This window comes from Sulfobacillus thermotolerans, from assembly GCF_039623705.1.
In the GTDB taxonomy this organism is placed as follows: Bacteria; Bacillota; Sulfobacillia; order Sulfobacillales; family Sulfobacillaceae; genus Sulfobacillus; species Sulfobacillus thermotolerans.
This window is the reverse complement of record NZ_CP133983.1, coordinates 521117-538655: the sequence shown is the minus strand read 5'-3', so window position 1 is coordinate 538655 and position 17539 is coordinate 521117. Positions and strand designations below refer to the sequence as shown.

The 17539-nt window shown below is 53.1% G+C and carries 16 protein-coding genes and 1 pseudogene; 10 read left to right on the top strand and 7 right to left on the bottom strand.

The window, feature by feature from the left end:
- The first annotated feature begins 83 nt into the window (after positions 1-83).
- The 3 genes from ORD20_RS02690 to ORD20_RS02680 all read left to right on the top strand — a co-directional run bounded on the left by ORD20_RS02690 (position 84) and on the right by ORD20_RS02680 (position 1775).
- Positions 84-410, top strand: coding sequence for a cyclic-di-AMP receptor (locus ORD20_RS02690; protein ID WP_242968611.1), 327 nt, complete (start codon positions 84-86; stop codon positions 408-410).
- Between the two features lie 45 nt (positions 411-455).
- Entirely contained in the window at positions 456-824 is a 369-nt protein-coding gene (locus tag ORD20_RS02685; RefSeq protein WP_103376298.1) for a TIGR02328 family protein, read from the top strand.
- A gap of 228 nt (positions 825-1052) precedes the next feature.
- Positions 1053-1775, top strand: coding sequence for a hypothetical protein (locus tag ORD20_RS02680; protein ID WP_103376299.1), 723 nt, complete (start codon positions 1053-1055; stop codon positions 1773-1775).
- 12 nt (positions 1776-1787) lie between these two features.
- Here ORD20_RS02680 and ORD20_RS02675 read toward each other — a convergent pair whose 3' ends face one another.
- From ORD20_RS02675 to ORD20_RS02665, 3 genes are all read right to left on the bottom strand, one after another.
- Positions 1788-2009 (bottom strand): hypothetical protein, encoded by a 222-nt coding sequence (locus tag ORD20_RS02675; RefSeq protein ID WP_103376300.1) that lies wholly within the window; start codon positions 2007-2009, stop codon positions 1788-1790.
- Positions 2010-2221: 212 nt separating this feature from the next.
- Entirely contained in the window at positions 2222-3526 is a 1305-nt protein-coding gene (locus ORD20_RS02670) for an acetamidase/formamidase family protein (protein ID WP_103376301.1), read from the bottom strand.
- Positions 3527-3574: 48 nt separating this feature from the next.
- Complete coding sequence (locus tag ORD20_RS02665; RefSeq protein ID WP_103376302.1) at positions 3575-3826, bottom strand: hypothetical protein; 252 nt, start codon at positions 3824-3826, stop codon at positions 3575-3577.
- Between the two features lie 209 nt (positions 3827-4035).
- On the opposite strand from ORD20_RS02665, the gene ORD20_RS02660 reads away from it, so the two are divergent.
- From ORD20_RS02660 to ORD20_RS02640, 5 genes are all read left to right on the top strand, one after another.
- Positions 4036-4944 carry a bifunctional enoyl-CoA hydratase/phosphate acetyltransferase gene (locus ORD20_RS02660; RefSeq protein WP_207654686.1) on the top strand — a complete coding sequence of 303 codons (909 nt, stop codon included), beginning with the start codon at positions 4036-4038 and terminating at the stop codon, positions 4942-4944.
- A gap of 31 nt (positions 4945-4975) precedes the next feature.
- Positions 4976-6028 (top strand): thiamine pyrophosphate-dependent enzyme, encoded by a 1053-nt coding sequence (locus ORD20_RS02655; RefSeq protein WP_103376303.1) that lies wholly within the window; start codon positions 4976-4978, stop codon positions 6026-6028.
- A 13-nt stretch (positions 6029-6041) separates the two neighbouring features.
- On the top strand, positions 6042-7037 hold the full coding sequence (locus ORD20_RS02650; protein WP_103376304.1) for an alpha-ketoacid dehydrogenase subunit beta: 996 nt from the start codon (positions 6042-6044) through the stop codon (positions 7035-7037).
- Positions 7034-8218 (top strand): 2-oxo acid dehydrogenase subunit E2, encoded by a 1185-nt coding sequence (locus tag ORD20_RS02645; RefSeq protein ID WP_103376305.1) that lies wholly within the window; start codon positions 7034-7036, stop codon positions 8216-8218. The genes ORD20_RS02650 and ORD20_RS02645 overlap by 4 nt, the downstream gene beginning before the upstream one ends.
- Positions 8219-8318: 100 nt before the next feature.
- Complete coding sequence (locus tag ORD20_RS02640; RefSeq protein WP_103376306.1) at positions 8319-9506, top strand: acetate/propionate family kinase; 1188 nt, start codon at positions 8319-8321, stop codon at positions 9504-9506.
- Positions 9507-9575: 69 nt separating this feature from the next.
- Here ORD20_RS02640 and ORD20_RS02635 read toward each other — a convergent pair.
- Positions 9576-11408 (bottom strand): annotated as a pseudogene (locus ORD20_RS02635) (phosphoketolase); the annotation flags it as partial.
- A 13-nt stretch (positions 11409-11421) separates the two neighbouring features.
- The gene (locus ORD20_RS02630; protein WP_430626493.1) at positions 11422-11781 is read right to left on the bottom strand and encodes a hypothetical protein; all 360 of its coding nucleotides are present in this window, start codon (positions 11779-11781) and stop codon (positions 11422-11424) included.
- Between the two features lie 355 nt (positions 11782-12136).
- On the opposite strand from ORD20_RS02630, the gene ORD20_RS02625 reads away from it, so the two are divergent.
- Positions 12137-12628: a universal stress protein gene (locus ORD20_RS02625; protein ID WP_103376309.1), complete on the top strand. Its 492-nt coding sequence runs from the start codon at positions 12137-12139 to the stop codon at positions 12626-12628.
- A gap of 1019 nt (positions 12629-13647) precedes the next feature.
- Positions 13648-14232: a DUF981 family protein gene (locus ORD20_RS02620; RefSeq protein ID WP_103376310.1), complete on the top strand. Its 585-nt coding sequence runs from the start codon at positions 13648-13650 to the stop codon at positions 14230-14232.
- 56 nt (positions 14233-14288) lie between these two features.
- On the opposite strand, the gene ORD20_RS02615 is transcribed toward ORD20_RS02620, so the two are convergent.
- Both ORD20_RS02615 and ORD20_RS02610 read right to left on the bottom strand, forming a co-directional pair.
- Positions 14289-16241 carry an EAL domain-containing protein gene (locus ORD20_RS02615; protein WP_158246351.1) on the bottom strand — a complete coding sequence of 651 codons (1953 nt, stop codon included), beginning with the start codon at positions 16239-16241 and terminating at the stop codon, positions 14289-14291.
- Positions 16242-16277: 36 nt separating this feature from the next.
- Positions 16278-17537 (bottom strand): globin-coupled sensor protein, encoded by a 1260-nt coding sequence (locus tag ORD20_RS02610; protein WP_103376312.1) that lies wholly within the window; start codon positions 17535-17537, stop codon positions 16278-16280.
- Positions 17538-17539 lie beyond the last annotated feature (2 nt).

Here is a 17539-nt window from a genome sequence, read left to right as displayed (position 1 = left end):
GCAATCTTCGCTATGATAGGGAGCACACACTTAAAAAGGAGAGGGTCGCCATTTCTGCGGAACCAGTTGATACGTTGCTCATTGTGGTGATTCAGTCCCAAGATGCCAAGGCTCTCTCAAAAGCTTTGCGAGCATTGCCCGCAGCCTTCACGCAATTTGCATCACGCGGCGCTTTTCTTGATCAAGGCAATACCACCTACATGATCGGTACGAGGGCGGAAAAAGTTCCGGCGATTCTTGACGTGGTGCGTCAATATAGTCATCAGCGCGAAGCGCTAGCGCATGGAGGCCATGTGCCTTTGCATCATGACTTCTATGCCTCTCCAACGACGGTGACCATTGGCGGGGCCACCATCTTCGCCTTGCCCGTTGAGCGATATATTCGTATAGAAGGCACCCCGAGCGCATAATCGTGTGACTTTGCATACCCAGTTCGCAGGAGGGATTTTTTCATTGTGAGACTATGGCACGAAGAGTTGCTTTCGCGTTTACCGCGAGCCCAGCTGCTAGGACAACACCGAGAATGTTGTGCGTTAAGGGGAAAGGGGTGGGGACGCAAACACCAAACCGTCAACTACGTGTTCGATTATCCTAGGGAATATCTCGCCGCCTATCATCAGTTGGTCATGGCAGAAATGGAGCGGCGGGGGTATCATCCAGATCCCGCCTGGAAAGATCCGGGATATTGCGGCCAGTTTCTCCCTCCGGTAGCCTGGAGCGACAGCCGCTGGCCTCATCATCATCCCATTTATCCCGAACATAACGCGCAGTACAAGGAAGAATGCCGCCTTAATCTTGCGGCCAAAGGCATCACGATCGCATAACCCCACGACAAATTCTGGTTCGCCTGTCCTGTATCCCCTGCCGACAATGCATAACCATGATATGATTGACATAGAGTCTTTTAACCACTGCGGTATCTACACGGCCTAAGCTTTGCCCTCAACGCATCAACGGCTCACATCACTATTTAAGAGAGGCAGGAGCGGGATGAGACAATCTAATCCAGTGCAAGGCTTCCCCTATCAACCCGCCGGGGCTTCCTGCGTTATATGATGACGACACGGTCTAAGCTTTTTTGGGGAGCTGGCCTTATCCTTTTGACGGGACTCCTTCTTTGGATATCGTCCACAGCCTCAACGACAATCCCTTCGAAACCGATATCCCCTGCTAACTTTGCAGCAGATACGCGCACTCCATGGACACTCCGGTGGGTCTCGCAGGGCATTGCGCCTAAGCTGCGCAATCATCACGGATGGGCTCCGTGGATTGTAGCCAATCCCCAACGTCCACAACAAAGCTGGTGGGTTTGGCCGGTGGTAGAACATCATCGCTTATGGTTTGGACAGAGCGTACCAGGAGGTGTGCAGTGGGTAGGCGTTTCCCTCACGGCCAAAGCGCCAAAACTACCCATTCCATGGGCCACGATGCTAGGATGGGGCCAGCAGTTTCAACATCAACAATCACCGCCCGCGGACGTTACCATAACGCCGACATCGGCGTGGACCCAAGAAGGCCCCTTGGCAGGGCCTATTGCAGGGTTTATGATGGCCATGCAACCGCGAAAAAACACCATCGTGCTAGCGATTTTGTATAAGAAAAAGATTCCAGGATGGATCGAACTCGTGAGTATTTGGCAGTGGAATAGGAAATGGACCCCGCGGTACCTTATCATTAATCCCTTACCGTCTCAAGTGTCAGCGCATGATTTATTAATGCCCCCGAACGCAGGAGTCCCGCTGGATATCCCAACTTGGGTTAAAAACACCTCATAATTCGTAGACGGTTCAGGACACGTTCTTTTGCGGCTCAACCGACTCTTTGCGGGGAGGGCGCACTAGACGCATCGCCAAACGCTTCCAACGCGACGGGAACGCCACAACCGGTCCCGATGGATGAGCCATGGCTTCCCATGCCATGCGAGAAAAACGGTTCCATGCAGGCCGTCCAAACATAGCAAAGATCACAGGGGAAAAAGCCAACATCAAAATAAATATCATCACAATCATTTTTCCATCCCTCCTGAAATAATGCCTCTTTCCCACGGCCAACATGGTTCTTACGGACTATTTTTGAAGCATCTGCCCCTATTATATATCAGTTTATTCTTTTAACAACAAAAACTTAGTCATTAATTACTATGCTCTTCGCCTTGGGTGCATAGAAAAACTCCCCCAGGTCATCTCTGAGGGAGTTTTTTCGAAGTCAGGGTCGTTTTCCTTCACGACGTCAAATATTGCTCATAGGCGATGTTCCACAACCCTTTGGCCTCCAATAGCTCACGAGGCAATTGCAGGCTTAATTGCACCACACCGGGCAACCGCGAAATCTGAACCTCGCCAGCAATGGTGGCCCGGTTTAAGATCTCATCGTCGCCCACATTCATAAAACGGGCCGCGCGCTTCACGGCATTATCCGTAGCAACATTGAGATTTTTACCGGTTCCGATAAACTGAACAGGCAGAACGTCCAACGCGGGAATAATTCCCAATGTGTGTCCCAACTCGCTAAATTGCCGGCGTTCCGCCTCGGAAAACGGACGCGCAATGCGCGGAAGATCCTCGATATTGGGCAGTAAGAGAGGGCCTAACAGCGACAAGCCTTTAATCACCTCGACGCGCACCGTAATATCTGCCGTAATATCGATACTATGTCCGGCAATTTCTCCTCGTCCCATGATAGAATGCGCATCGCCCAGGTACACACCCGCTCCATCCACCTTGACTGGCACAATCAGAACGGCCCCTTCCCGAACATCTCGGCAGTCCAAGTGGGCATCCGTGCGCGCTTCATCCAACTCCTCTTCACTGACATGCCATTCATGATGCGCCCCCACCAAAAAGTACCCAAAGTCTCCCGCGTTATGGGAATCCGGAAGCGTTCGCGACGGGATCGTGCCGATATTGCCAATGCAAGGCTCAACGCGTACCGGCAACCCTGTCAGCGCATGGGCAGCATAAAGCAAAATGGGATATTGCTGGCTCGATTCCGGCAAGGCTGCGAGATGCTTAGCATCGTGTGCATAAGATTCCGCATGATTTTGATCAACCGCCATGGACACCTGGCGGGCCTTGTCAAACGCCACGGTATAGCCTTGGCCAAAATGAAAAGGGCTGGCCTCCGCGCCACAATGCGCACAACGAATACTGCCTTCACCGATCCCGACCACCCGACTTTGCGGCCATGGCGTGCCACAATGTGGACATTTTTTAGCCACAAAGGGATCGTCCGTAAAGGCGGCCTCATTCGTTTGCATTGTACCGGAGCTCGAGGCTTCGGAGAGAACGTTAATTTTTTCGATGTAAATGGCCAGCGCGTCGCCAACTTTTGCATCCTCAACGTAAACGGGTTGCGTCACTTCATGACCACCCCGGAAATCCGGCGTAATCATGGGGCCCCAGCAACCCGGAGGCGTCACCGCTCGGATGCGGCCTCCATTTCGCACGTGTGCAAAAAATCCGGTATCCGGCCCAATGAGCCCATGGGTAAATTTTGTGACCACAACCTCATCCATAGCATTTTCCATCGTATTCCCACTTCCCCCGTCTTAGTCCCGCTGTGGCGGTCACCCTCATTATGGCCGAATTGCGGGTTCACCACTCTTGGAATCACCACAGTCCTGGCGCATATATATGCGCGATTCATCTGCCTCAAAATCGGCATCACAAAAAACATCTTCAGGATGACTCGCGCGGCATACCCACACCGCATTTACATGGCCATCCACCTGCTTAAATAGATCGCATGCCACGTTCTTGGCTGAGGGTCCCATGAGCGTGCGCCACTGAATCCCTTGCCCCACTTGGATTCGTACAAAATAACGCATTTCATCCAACCCGCCCTTTGTATCGTCTTTCTTCTACCTTAGACGAGATGCCTTGATCATTCGCACGGCCATTTGACGTGTTTTCTCTGACAAGCCGGTCCTCTTAGAACCCTAGGATTTGGTCCATTCGGGCCTAACTATGTGTGCCATCCCGATCCATACTGAGACACGCAAGATCACTGGCAAGAACCAAGAAAGGACGACTGGTCGTGTTCACCACGTTTGATGCTCTGTTGGATGCTGTCAAGGGAATGGCTCCCTTACCTGTGGCCGTCGTTGATGCTGCCGAAGCCTACGTATTAGAGGCCGCATGTGAGGCCAAAAGGCGACACATGATTGATCCTATCCTTATTGGCAATCAAGAACGTATTGTAAGTATTTTAGCATCATTGCCCGATTGTCCCACCTTCGACATTGTCAACGTCCAGAGCGATGAACAAGCCGCCGCACAAGGAGTCGATCTGGTGATGAATGGGCAAGCGCAAGCGGTAATGAAAGGCCACATTCATAGCGATGCGTTCTTACATCCGATCTTAGCCCGTCTGCGAACCAAGGAGCGTCTATCCCACGTGTTTATGGCCGAATTACCCACATATCCCAAACTACTGTGTGTGACGGACGCGGCCATCAACATTACACCTTCTCTCATGGATAAAGCACAGATTGTCCAAAATGCTGTCGACTTTCTCCGAGAACTTGGTGTCGAACAACCCAAGGTCGCCTGTTTGTCTGCCATCGAAGTCATAAATCCTCAAATTCCCTCCACCATTGATGCAGCGTGCTTGGCCAAGATGGCCGAACGTGGGCAAATTCGCCATGCTCTAGTAGACGGGCCTTTAGCGTTTGACAATGCGGTGTCCCTTAAAGCGGCACAAATTAAAGGCATTCAGAGCGTGGTGGCAGGCGACGTCGATATTCTCCTGGTGCCAGATCTCGTCTCCGGGAACATTTTGGTCAAAGATTTAGAATACCTGGCCCAAGCCACTTTAGCGGGAATTGTGCTGGGCGGGCGGGTTCCCATCATTCTCACCTCCCGCGCCGATCCTCCACGAGCACGCTTGGTTTCTGCCGCCCTCGCGGTTCTCATGCATAACCGCTCCCAAGTAACTGCCATTTAACGAGAGGTTGCCTTTCGAAAGGAGAAGTCTCATGGAATCGGAGCAACTGCAACAGTTCTTATACGATATGTTGTTGGCTCGCGCCTTCGAAGAACGCGCAGCGGAAGAGTATACCCAAGGGCATATCGCAGGGTTTTTACATCTCTATCCGGGGGAAGAAGCGGTCGCCGTCGGCACCATTCGGGCAGCGGAACCCTCCGATTATATTGTGAGCACGTATCGTGAACATGTGCATGCCTTAATCCGCGATATCGAACCCAAAAAGATTATGGCCGAACTTTATGGCAAACGGACGGGCATCAGCCGCGGCATGGGCGGATCCATGCACCTATTCGACAAAGAACATCGCTTCATGGGCGGCTATGCCATTGTCGGAGAAACCTTTCCGATTGCCACAGGCATTGGCTATGCGATTGCCTATCGCCACCTCCCCGAAGCCGTTCTCTGCTATTTTGGTGATGGAGCGGTCAATCAAGGCACGTTTCACGAATCGCTGAACATGGCCGCGTTGTGGAAACTCCCGATTTTATTTATTTGTGAGAATAATCATTACCAGATTGGCACAGAAATTCATCGCCATTCCGCTGTGGTAGACGTCTATAAGCGGGCAGCTTCTTATGCCATCCCTGCCGAACAAGTGGACGGCATGAACGTCGAAGATGTGTATCATCACACGAAAAGTGCGTTAGCCCATATACGGGCCGGGGGCGGACCCTACCTGCTAGAATTTCAAACATACCGCTACCGCGGGCATTCGATGGCCGATCCCGGAACGTACCGGCCTCCCGCCGAAGTTCGGGCGTATAGCGGTCTTGACCCCATCGTGTTGGCCACTCGCGAACTGACCCGTCACACCCATTTAGCGTCCGCCACACCGCCGTTCGACACGGATGTGATCCAACAGCATATTGAGCAAGGCTACCAAGCGGGACACTGGCAAGTCGCCGATGTCGAGACCATGAAGGCGCAGATTCAGCAAATCTTAGATGACGCGGTGGCTTTCGCCCAAAGCAGCCCTTCGTTAACCATGGACGAGGCTATCCAGTTGGTCAACCAAAATCATGCCCATGAAGGGCTCATCTAAGGGGGACGACACAATGACCGATACGTTGTTTTACTGGCAGGCGGTTAATTTAGCACTCGACCATGCGTTAGCCGAGGATCCGAATGTGTTTATTATGGGTGAAGATGTGGGGCTATACGGCGGCACATACCGTGCGACAGAAAACCTCATGGCCAAATACGGAGAAATGCGAGTACGCGATACCCCCATCTCCGAAAATAGTTTTACCGGTCTAGGCGTCGGCGCTGCCATGACCGGTTTACGCCCCGTCATCGAAATTATGACGGCCAATTTTGCCTTGTTGGCCCTAGACTCGATTATTAACCTCGCTGCCAAAATTCCTTTCATGTCCGGCGGACAATTCCCGGTGCCTCTGACCATTCGCATGCCCCAAGGCGTCGCCAAACAATTGGGCGCGCAGCACTCCCAACGGCTCGAACATACCCTCATGAACGTGCCTGGACTGCGGATTGCGGTGCCATTTACCCCGCACGATGCCTACCACCAAATCCGGCAGGCCATTCGTAGCGAAGATCCCATCATCATTCTTGAGCATGATTTGCTCTACTTTTCCAAAGGCCCCGTCGATCCAAGCCAAGCACCTATTCCTATGCATCAAGCCGTGGTGCGGCAAGAAGGCACTGACATCACGTGCATTAGCTATTCGCTTATGGTGGGCGAAGCCCTAAAAGCGGCACAAGGATTGCAACAAGACGGCATCTCCATGGAAGTCATCGACTTGCGTAGTTTATCTCCCATCGATTGGAATTGTCTTGAGCAATCCGTACAAAAAACGCATCATGTCCTCATTGCCGAAGAGGATAGCCGGTATGCAGGCGCTGGAGCCGAATTAGCCGCCACGTTGCAAGAGCGATGTTTTTATACATTGGATGCCCCCATCGCGCGAACCGCTGGGCTCGACATCCCTATTCCCTTTAATGCGGAATTAGAACAAGCGTCGATTCCCCACGCCAACGACATTGCCCGGGCAGCGCGAACTATTTTATTGCAAAGGAGCCAGAAATCATGAAACACCCCATTGTTATGCCTGTTTTATCCGATACCATGGATACCGGTCGCCTCACGCAGTGGGTTCGCTCCGTAGGAGACAAAGTCCAAAAAGGTGAGGCGGTTGCCGAAGTAGAAACAGACAAGGCGGTACTGGAAGTGGAAGCCTTTCGGGATGGCTATTTAGCAGGTCCTTTAGCGCCGGTCGATCAAGATATTCCGGTCAAGCAAACCATTGGCTTTCTCGCCGATACGGCCGAAGAAGCTCTAGATAATGCCCAAACACCGACGTCCCCGCAACGGACTGAGGAGGCGAAGATCCTAGAAGCGCAGGCCAGCACACCGCAAGTCCCAATGTCTACCAATTCAGCCCCGCCGTCGCCCTCTCTTACGGTCGTCCCGACTCCAGACGAAGTGCTGCCAACAGATCGCCAAGCCTCTCCCTATGCAAGAGCCTTGGCCCATGATTTGGGACTCGATCTGAAAAACATCGCACCGGGCGCTGATGGTATCGTCCACGCGGCTGAGGTGATAGCCGCGGTGTTGTCACCGGCAACGCCGCCGCTCGACTATGGCCCCCCCTACCGCATCGAATCCCCAAGCAAAAGTCGAGACGCTGTCGCCCGCTCCATGGCCGCTACCGTGTCCACGCCCACATTTCGGGTCAGTGCCCGTCTGCCGATTCGTGAAGTGCAGCGTCAAGCCAACATCCATCAGGTGAGTCTCACTGTCGCCCTGAGTAAAGCCTGCGCGATGACTATTCAAGCCTATCCGCGGTTTAACGCGGCTTGGACGGCTCAAGGACTGGCTGTTCGCGATCGCGTAGATATCGGAATTGCCGTGGAAGCTGGCGATAGTTTGCTAACACCCGTATTACGAGATATGGGAGAAAAGTCGCTGGCAGCCATTCAAACGGAATGGAAAGCTCTCCTGGAACGCACGAAGGCTGCGCGTCTTCTTCCCCCTGAGTATTCTGGAGCGACGTTTTACTTATCCAATCTGGGCGTCTATCCTATCGTCAAGCAATTTGATGCGGTCGTTCCCTTAGGGGCTAGTGCCATCTTGGCCATTGCCGCCATGGATGAAGAAGGGACAGCCGATTGCACCTTGACCTGTGACCACCGCGTGGTGTTTGGCGCGGATGCCGCCCATTTTCTCACACACCTGGCTGGACTTCTCGTGTCTTCCGACCTATGGCAATAAGGCGTCGTTCGTGATGGATGCAAGACCACTGAGAAAGTATGGTCTAATGCAGTAAATGGGTCTAAAATGCCCTCCTACTACTGAACATGAGGCGATGAGCATGTCGACTGCTGCCATTCCCGTGCTGGCCCTTAACAGCGGATCATCCTCGCTTAAGTTTTCTCTCTATCTTGTCAACAGCACGGACCATTCCAAGACACCCCATTGGCTGGCCGACGGTGCAATAGAACGCATTGGCCTACCGGACAGTCGAATGTGGTTGAAGCGTCCCGGCACCCCCACAATAGAGGGTAGCGTGGCCATTCGCCACCACCACGACGCGGTTGCCGCAGTGTTTTCGCTCCTCAGCGCCCAAGGTATTCCGAGCCCCCAGGCGGTAGGACATCGCTTGGTGTCGGGTGGCCCTCGCTATGTGAACCATCAACTGATCACCGCGGCATTTCGCGCCGATATCAAAAACTATTTCCGATTTGCTCCGTTGCATCTTCCTGCCGAGGTCCAAGCTATCGATGCGGTCACACAGCATTTTCCGGATATCCCGCAGGCCGCATGCTTTGACACGGCTTTTCACCAACACATTCCTGAAGTCGCGGCCCGCTTACCACTGCCCCGCAATTTGTGGCAAGAGGGCATCAAAAAGTATGGCTTTCATGGCCTCTCCTATGAGTATCTTGTCAGCCAACTACCCGTTAATCCCCAAGAACGCATTGTGGCCGCTCACTTGGGGAATGGCGCAAGCCTTGCCGCCATTCAAAATGGTCAGTCGGTGGACACCACCATGGGACTCACTCCAACGGGTGGTTTGATTATGGGCACACGTCCTGGGGATCTTGATCCTGGTGTCCTGGTCTACCTCATCAATGAAAAAGGCTATAGTGGGGCGGAACTCGAGCACCTTCTAGATCATTTATCTGGTCTTTTGGGCATCTCCGGCATTTCCCCCGACATGCAAACGCTTTTAGCCTCTTCCGATCCTGATGCGCAGCTAGCGATTGACATGTTTGCCTATAGCATCCGCAAGGCTGTGGCAGCCATGGCCGCGGCCCTAGGGGGACTTGACACCCTGATTTTCACCGGGGGAATTGGTGAGCACGCCCCCTTGATTCGTCACAAGGTTTGCGAGGCCCTCGGTTTTTTGGCGATTACCATAGATGACCGCGCCAATGCCCAAAACGCTCCCGTGATTTCTACCCCTACCAGTCAAGTGACGGTCCGCGTCATTCCCACGAATGAAGATATTGTCATCGCCCGTCACACCGTTCGTCTTATTCAAAACAAACCGGCATGACGCTCACACAAAAACCTTCAGCGCCTGGCACGGTTTCGCCAGGCGCTGAAGGTCTTGATGGAGCTCGCTTTAGTTCACAAGATAGGTCCACTCACGAATTTCTTGCGGATCAATGCCATTTGTCCGAGCGTAATTTAAGTGAAAGATCTGCTGATCCTGCAGCCATTGCTTAACAGATGCCGCACGAATAGACAGGCCCGGTACATGGTCGATGACATCGATCGCCAACGAAAAACGGTCAATATGATTCTCAATAGCCAGCTGTAGGGGTGTGTTGATGCTTCCCATTTCTTGATAGCCGTGGACATGAAAATATTCATGGTTGGGCCTTCGGTATATCAACTTGTGGATCAAAGCAGGATAGCCGTGGAAATTGAAGATCACGGGCCGGTCGGCCGTAAACAATCCGACAAAATCTGAATCTGACATTCCATGAGGATGAAGACTGGGAGGAGGCAATTTAAATAGGTCGACGACATTGATAAACCGCACGCGCAACTCGGGCAATTTCTCATGAAGCAAAGCCACTGCTGCCAATGCCTCCATGGTGCTCACATCGCCCGCAGATGCAACCACCGCGTCTGGCACTTGCCCTTCATCATTCGAAGCCCATGGCCATAAGCCGATGCCTTTGCTGCAATGGGTCACCGCTTCATCCATAGTCAAATACTGCAAATGGGGCTGTTTGTCCGCGACAATAATGTTGACGTAGTCTGTGCTCGCCAAACAATGGTCGGCAACGCTTAATAAACAGTTGGCGTCGGGCGGCAGATAGATACGCACCACATCGGCCCGCTTATTCGTGACCACATCCAAAAACCCAGGATCTTGATGGGTAAACCCATTGTGGTCTTGGCGCCATACGGTTGAGCTAATCAAAATGTTCAACGACGCAATCGGGGCGCGCCATGACACCTCGAAACGCGCCTTCTCAATCCACTTGCTATGCTGGTTGACCATGGAATCAATCACATGGACAAAGGCTTCGTAGGAATTCAACAACCCGTGCCGACCCGTCAGGAGATATCCTTCTAACCATCCTTCAAGGGTGTGCTCGCTCAACATTTCCATGACCCGACCATCTGGCGACAACTCGCCGCCATCGCTATCAACCGGAAAGGATTCCGCCATCCACGTCTTTTGCGTAACCTCATATATCGCTTGAAGACGGTTTGATGCGGTTTCATCCGGCCCAAATACCCGGAAATTGTGCATATTCAGCCGCATGACGTCGCGCAGGTATTGCCCTAGAACATAGGTGTTCTCGATAGTAATCTGTCCGGGCTTGGCGAGGCGAACTTGATAATCGTGAAAATCCGGTAACCGCAATGGCTCACGCAACAGTCCACCATTCGTATGCGGATTCGCACTCATACGGCGCTTTCCTCGCGGTGCTAACGCTTTCAAAGAGTCTCGCAAACGGCCCACCTCATCAAACAACTCCTCGGGATGATAGCTTTTGAACCACTCTTCCAGCACGGTGAGATGTTCAGGGTTTGTCTTAACATCCAACACCGGAACTTGGTGCGCACGCCATGACCCTTCAATGATATGACCATCTAACGTTTTAGGCGCGGTCCAGCCTTTCGGTGTACGTAGAATAATCATGGGCCATACCGGCCTCTGATGGTTATGGCCTTGCCTTGCGGCAGCTTGGATGGCTTGAATCTCGGCAATACAGGCATCAAGCGCGGATGCCATGGCTTCGTGCATGAGTCCAGGATCATCACCCGCGACCAGATGCGGTGCATAACCGTACCCGCGAAACAAATTTAAGAGCTCCTCTTCAGGAATACGCGCTAATATCGAAGGATTAGCCAACTTGTAGCCATTAAGATGCAAAATAGGCAAAACCGCTCCATCACGCGCCGGATTCAAAAATTTATTTGAGTGCCAGGCCGTGGCCGAGTCGTCCTCAGCGAGTTCCCCGTAGTTTCGCTCTCCACCAAACCGTCGTCACACGCGAGCTTTTCACACGTTTTTCTCCATATCGGCCATAAAACTCGACGAATATCTCCGCTCCCTCGCGCCGAAAAGCCCAAGCCCGGTCATAGATCGGCAAGCCGTTGACCCAAAAGGAACCGTCTGTTGCACGTGTGATCTGGCAACGGCATCGTCTGAGCAATCGGTCTAAACGCGAAGCATTAAACGCCGTGGGGTCATTATCCCACTCCTTACGGATCTGCCGGCCAATAGGGAAATACCGGGCCATATCCATAAACGAAGCGGTCGATGATAGACGGCGTTTATGGCCTTGTTGTGTAAATGGTTTCATGGGGCCCATTTCCTTTCGTTACCTGATAGCAATCCATTCCCCGTTTCATGTTGTCCTACTTTTTTACTATACGCGGTGAATTCAGACTTTGAGTGAGTTAATCCTTCTTAGCTTCTATCATAACGGGTATGTATCGTCAGGGATATCACTTGCAGCAAAATTGGCGGTTCAAACAATATCTCCGTAAGGAGACATTCCGTAGAAAACGATTTAATCGAAAGAACTTCCGGTGTAACAGTTCCTAGGTTTTTCTCATCATGCCGAAGCCAGACGCTAAAAAAGCTCTATAGAATGGACACATCATTGTGTACACTAAAAGGCGTCGTGACAATGTCTAAGAAGCGGAGGTTCCATCATGCCAGATTTAGTAAGTTGTTGCGCCGTTGCTGTTGACGGCTCTGATTCGAGCATGGAAGCGGTAGCCTGGGCATGTCGTCTGACACAGCCGAACGGCCGAATTATTATGGTCGATATTCAAGACCTTACCCCCTTATACGCGGAAATGGGAATGACGCCATTTAGTGGGGGGCCCAATATTGACGTGGACCAAATTAGTGAGGACTGGGACCGTGATGCACAATCCGTAAAAGAAGCCGCGATGGCCATGGTAACGCAGGCAGGACGTGTTGGTGAGTGGCACGTTCGCACTATGGAGCCCGGAGACGGCAGTCCTGCCGCACTTTTCGCAAAAGTGGCAGCCGAGCACCAAGCGGAATTAATTCTCGTCGGCCAGCATCATGGGTCGACGCGCATCGAGGGGCTGTTTGGTAGCTTTCCGCGCTGGCTTGTTGCCCATAGCCATTTACCTGTTCTCATCGTCCCGATTCCCGCACACGCTTCCCCATAAACATTCTCCCAGCGCTTGGCAATTGGTCAAGCGCTGGGTCATTTATAGTGATGAAACATACGCAAGATAACCTACGCCGAGCGTCATCCCGCGTCCTTCACCGCAATTCCTTCCCGGTAGGCCTCCAACCAAGGCCATGACATGGTCCATGAATAGGAAGATGTATAAAAAAGTGCTCAATTCCTCGTGAAGGATTGCGACACCTATGTAAGCACGATAAGAAGGTGGCAAGGCGCATCTCTTCCACCGCCATGGCCGGTGGTTCCTCCGTGTGCTAATGCCGCAAGAGGTGACCGAGGCCCCTCTCGACGACCTGCGTCAAGTGTCGGCTTAGACTTCGGCATGAACTTTTTGGTCACCGCCTACGATGCCTACGGACACACAACCTTTTTGCCGGAGCGTGCCATCAAAGCACGGTGCCCACTTCAAGGTCCTCCGCCAGACCCTGCATCGGCGGCCCGATGTGAATCCCCATGTTAGTAAGGCACTCGTTGTCCGCTATGGGCACTGACGCTATGTGTCGTGGAAAATCACCTCGCGCGACCGATACACGGCCGTGTCGTAGGCGTTTTACCAGATCCAGCAAATGCTCGAATATAAAACGACCCTATATTAATCCGGCACGGTCGCAAGGGTGCGCTCCCCCTATGGCCCCATGCATTGCCAAGCAGCTCCTTAAATGACTTGGCATTTTGATTCTTAGCCTGTAGCCCTGCCAAATGGCCATTGAATAAAGGGGGCCCTCCATCCATGGACGGGTCTGGTGGACACGAACTTCGGGACCGTTAGCACCACGAACCAAGGACCTGACGGCCCATGAAGCCCTTGCGGCGTTGTTGCACAATGACAGTGCAAGCAAGGAACGACATGAGGTCATGGCCGAGCGTGAATCAAAGGGTTTGCAAAAGCCATTCTTCAAATCAAACTATCTCGTCCCTCACGCAGACCTTGCCCAGAATGGTCAACATAACACGACCCTCTCGAAAAACCCAAAAGTGATAGAAGAAGGAGTGAGTCAGATGTTTGTCGATTACTTAGCCGTAATGCTTTTGAACTTAGGCGCAGGCCTTGCCCTATTAGCCCATTATCTCTACGTGAATCCGGGCAAAGAATATCGACGCAGTTGGGCCGCAGGATTTTTTGCCGTAGGTTTTCTTGGTCTCGTCACCTCATTGCCCATGCTGATTATGTGGCCGTTGCCCGGAGGCTTTAATGTCGCCTACGCAGGCCCTATGCTGTTTCTCAGTATGGTCTTTTTAGCTGCGGGTCTGACCCTAATGCTAGAATGGGAGCCCTTGATTCCCGCCATTTATGGCTTGTTTGGCGGTATTTATGCCATCATCATTGGATTTCGGCTCTTAGACCTGAAAATGGGAGCAGCTCCCGGTGTGGCTTTTGCTGGCTTCGTACTAACGGGACTCGGTGGCATCTTAGTGCTTCCCGCTATCTATTGGCACAAGAACCGGACGCTGACTATCATCACCGCGTTAGTGCTGGGAGTTGCCGCCGTGATTTGGCTCTTCACGGGCTATGAAGCCGTATGGGCTCACATTCTCGATTTTGCTCATTATCTCCCGCCCACCATGTTACACAGCGCGAAATAATTCGTACGCCTATCAAAAAAAGAGGGTTCTCTTCCCCAAGAGAGTCCTCTTTTTCTTTATGCCTTAAGACTCTGATAGATCGCCTGTTTCCACCGTTTTTCTGCGACGGCACTTCCGCCCGATTCATGCCAGGCTTGATGCACTTCGAGAATTTCGTCAGGCACGGAACCATCGGCTTTCCACAAACACAAGGACGCGTCCGCTAACGTTCGTTCCGAAACCCAGTGCCAACTGACCAATCCCCACAATCCTCCAGGCGCCGGGGATGCCGGAGAAACGCTGTGCGAAGCCCAGAATTCCACGGACTCTGGACGTCCCCATAAAAACCCTTGGCCCGCCTCCATCCCCAAAGCCTGGGCCACCGCTAAATGCTCCGACCGCTCAATGCCTTCGCCAATTACGGGAATGCCCAAGGTCTTCACAAAATTAACCATCTCTCCAAGCGTAGGAATCCATCGACCCGGATCCTCGGCAATCCGGCGCCAAAAACTCCGGTCAAACTTTACCCAAGCCCACGGCTCTTCCATGAGCCGATCGAAATTGGCATAGCCCGCCCCAAAATCATCGAGCGCAAGCTGAGCACCCGCTTTCACGAGCGCACGCACGAACTGCCACCCTTTATCATCAATGCGTCCGGACTCCAAGAGTTCCAGAACCACGGTACCGCGGGCAAATCGTGTCATGGCGCGTTCCAGAATGACTTGACCGGCCGCATCCGACAACAACTCGGGTACGACATTGATCGACACCTTGGCCTGGGGCAACCGCGAGGCGTCGTGCTGCAATGCGAGAATGCCTTGGGCTAATAATTCTCGGTGGTCGGCTAATCCCATGAGAGGGAGAAACTCCGAAGGTGCCAACAAAGTGCCTGCTTCGGTTCGCCAGCGTGCTAATTGTTCCCACTTAATCGGACGATCGCTTGCGATATCAACAATCGGTTGGTACCGCCATTCCCAATGCCCACGTGCTAAATCGCGCCGGTTCGTCCCCAAAACTTGGGCCTCTAGCCCCGGAACCAAGCTCGGCCAACTCTGACGCGTCAAGAGGGCGAGCAACTCCAGCCCGTTTTTCACATCGGGATTCTGCCACTGATGGGGATATTGACCATATAGGACAAGAACGGCTGCAGGACTGTTGGCCATATCAAGCAACGGCACATAACATACCGAACGAATCGGGTTGGACTCAGCCTCCACATGCCGGTCGAGTGCGACCATCGTTTGATCCCACCACGCCGCCCACGCGCCGTCTTTGCTGTCTATGTCCCACAGCGCCCGAAAGTCTTGCACAGACACAGGCAATGAACCAGACGCAGCCAAACATTCCCAACGGCCTTCACACCCCTGCGGCTGCCATATCTGCACCCCGATGACACCCGGTGCTTGTTGCAAAGACCTGGCGACCACGGACCACAAGGTGGCCAAATCCAGCGGCTCATGAGCGACGACGTGAAAGGTCTGCCGCAATGCATCCCACCACTGGCGCCGGGTGTCATCGAATCCCTGCAATTCGGCACGCAATTCCCGAACAATGCGCTGATCAAGAAAACTTTGCACCGCCCAGCGTTTAGGGGCCAGCCATCGCCGCGAATTAATTAAGGCTTTGACTGCCTTTTGATAGACGGTAAACGCAGCGACAAATTGTCCCTGTTCCAAACCCACCAACGCATGGGTTTGGCCAGCCTGATAAGCCCACTGGGCGATAGCGTCGTCTGGTTGATGCGGATCCATGAGCTGAATCAGATGACGGTGCATCGTCTCTTGAAGCCGAGTCCATTCGGGAGGCGTCAAGGCATCTAATATTTCGGCATTGTGCGGATCGCGGCGAATTTCGTTGTAAAACTGGATGACAAATTGGTCTGCCCCCATACGCATAATACCCTGCACGGCAGCATCAAGAGCATCGATCGAGGCCTGGCGAATAGGCAGACGTGTATTTAATGCCTGGCGGTGAATGCGTGCCACGCGAATCGCCTTGTCCAACCGTGCGCTCTTTACCGAATGTCCCACGTTACCATAACTCCTCATTCCGTCTCATGATAAGATTCAGGGCATGACCGGCTGCAGCTGCTTTTTGGTGATGACGGCCGTTAACTGCTGGGCAATGCGCGCTAAATCACGCGCTTGTTGCGTTTGATCAGAAGCCGTTGCGCGTACTTGGTGAACCGCGTCAGCCGCCTGCTCCACCTGCTGTTGGAGCGCATGGAAGACCTGCTGTGTCGCCTCGACCGCTTCTTGAATGGCCGTGAACGATGCTACCACCGCGCGGTTAGCCTCCGTTTCATGATCGAGCGTTTTTTGCGCTTCTTGTACCGCCCCGTCCAGCACCGATAAATGGCGCGTAATGCCCCCAACGGTGTCGTCAATGGTCCGTGTTGCGGTCTGTGATGCCTCCGACAGTTTCTTGACCTCATCCGCCACGACAGCAAAGCCTCGTCCGGCATCCCCTGCGCGTGCCGCTTCAATGGACGCATTGAGTGCTAGAAGGTTGGTCTGCCTGGCAATATCTTGAATGAGACGAGTCGCTTGACCAATCGCTTGCGCTTGCTGCTCCAAGGCCTCTTCCGCCGTCAATACCGCTGACAACGTGGTCGCTAAAAGCGCAGCCCCCTCTTGCAAATCGCGTACAGCCGCCGTGCCGTTTTTGACAGCCTGTGCCGTCGTTTCGGATTGTCCGATCGTATCTTGCATCGCCGTACGCATGCTGTCATGCGCTTCCGCCACTTGCGCCACCGTACCTTGTGCCTGCTCGGCACTAGCCGCCAAGCGAGTCGCCTGATCGGACAGCGTCGCTTCTACGGCTGCAATATCCTGGACAGTGGTGTCAAGCGCCTGGCGTTCTTTATCCATTCCTTCTTGGTAGAGACTAATCGTCAAGACCATATCAGCCATCAAACGCTTGCTAATCGCTTGGCGAACCTGTTCGCGCTCGTGAGGATCATCAGGCCACTGAACATCCACCTGATGCATAGCTTGCGCCCAAATGAGACGGTACGCCCCCAAATACCAATCAGGAGTCAGATGGATCCGCACATGGGCTGCGGCAATCGCGTGAATGCGGCGGCGATACGCATCCCCCGTCGGAGCTTGGCCTAAACCCGCCAAATATTGCCGCATGGATCCCCCTAATTGTTCATAGCTCGAATGCTGCTGCACAAGGGCGTTCAATTGCGAAACCGCACGCACTTTTTCATAAAAATGCGGGGTCACCGTTTCAGCCACCACGTTCCAATCAAGATGACCCAAAGCCGTTTCATCCTGGGTATCCCATTCCAAAAAGTTCATAAATTCTGTCCAGTTATCCATTA

Excerpts from the sequence above, each read along its gene's own strand:
- ORD20_RS02680 (WP_103376299.1), top strand. The coding sequence starts at position 1,053 with ATGATGACGACACGGTCTAAGCTTTTTTGGGGAGCTGGCCTTATCCTT.
- ORD20_RS02675 (WP_103376300.1), bottom strand. The coding sequence starts at position 2,009 with ATGATTGTGATGATATTTATTTTGATGTTGGCTTTTTCCCCTGTGATC.
- ORD20_RS02670 (WP_103376301.1), bottom strand. The coding sequence starts at position 3,526 with ATGGAAAATGCTATGGATGAGGTTGTGGTCACAAAATTTACCCATGGG.
- ORD20_RS02665 (WP_103376302.1), bottom strand. The coding sequence starts at position 3,826 with ATGCGTTATTTTGTACGAATCCAAGTGGGGCAAGGGATTCAGTGGCGC.
- ORD20_RS02655 (WP_103376303.1), top strand. The coding sequence starts at position 4,976 with ATGGAATCGGAGCAACTGCAACAGTTCTTATACGATATGTTGTTGGCT.
- ORD20_RS02650 (WP_103376304.1), top strand. The coding sequence starts at position 6,042 with ATGACCGATACGTTGTTTTACTGGCAGGCGGTTAATTTAGCACTCGAC.
- ORD20_RS02645 (WP_103376305.1), top strand. The coding sequence starts at position 7,034 with ATGAAACACCCCATTGTTATGCCTGTTTTATCCGATACCATGGATACC.
- ORD20_RS02640 (WP_103376306.1), top strand. The coding sequence starts at position 8,319 with ATGTCGACTGCTGCCATTCCCGTGCTGGCCCTTAACAGCGGATCATCC.
- ORD20_RS02630 (WP_430626493.1), bottom strand. The coding sequence starts at position 11,781 with ATGAAACCATTTACACAACAAGGCCATAAACGCCGTCTATCATCGACC.
- ORD20_RS02625 (WP_103376309.1), top strand. The coding sequence starts at position 12,137 with ATGCCAGATTTAGTAAGTTGTTGCGCCGTTGCTGTTGACGGCTCTGAT.
- ORD20_RS02620 (WP_103376310.1), top strand. The coding sequence starts at position 13,648 with ATGTTTGTCGATTACTTAGCCGTAATGCTTTTGAACTTAGGCGCAGGC.
- ORD20_RS02610 (WP_103376312.1), bottom strand. The coding sequence starts at position 17,537 with ATGGATAACTGGACAGAATTTATGAACTTTTTGGAATGGGATACCCAG.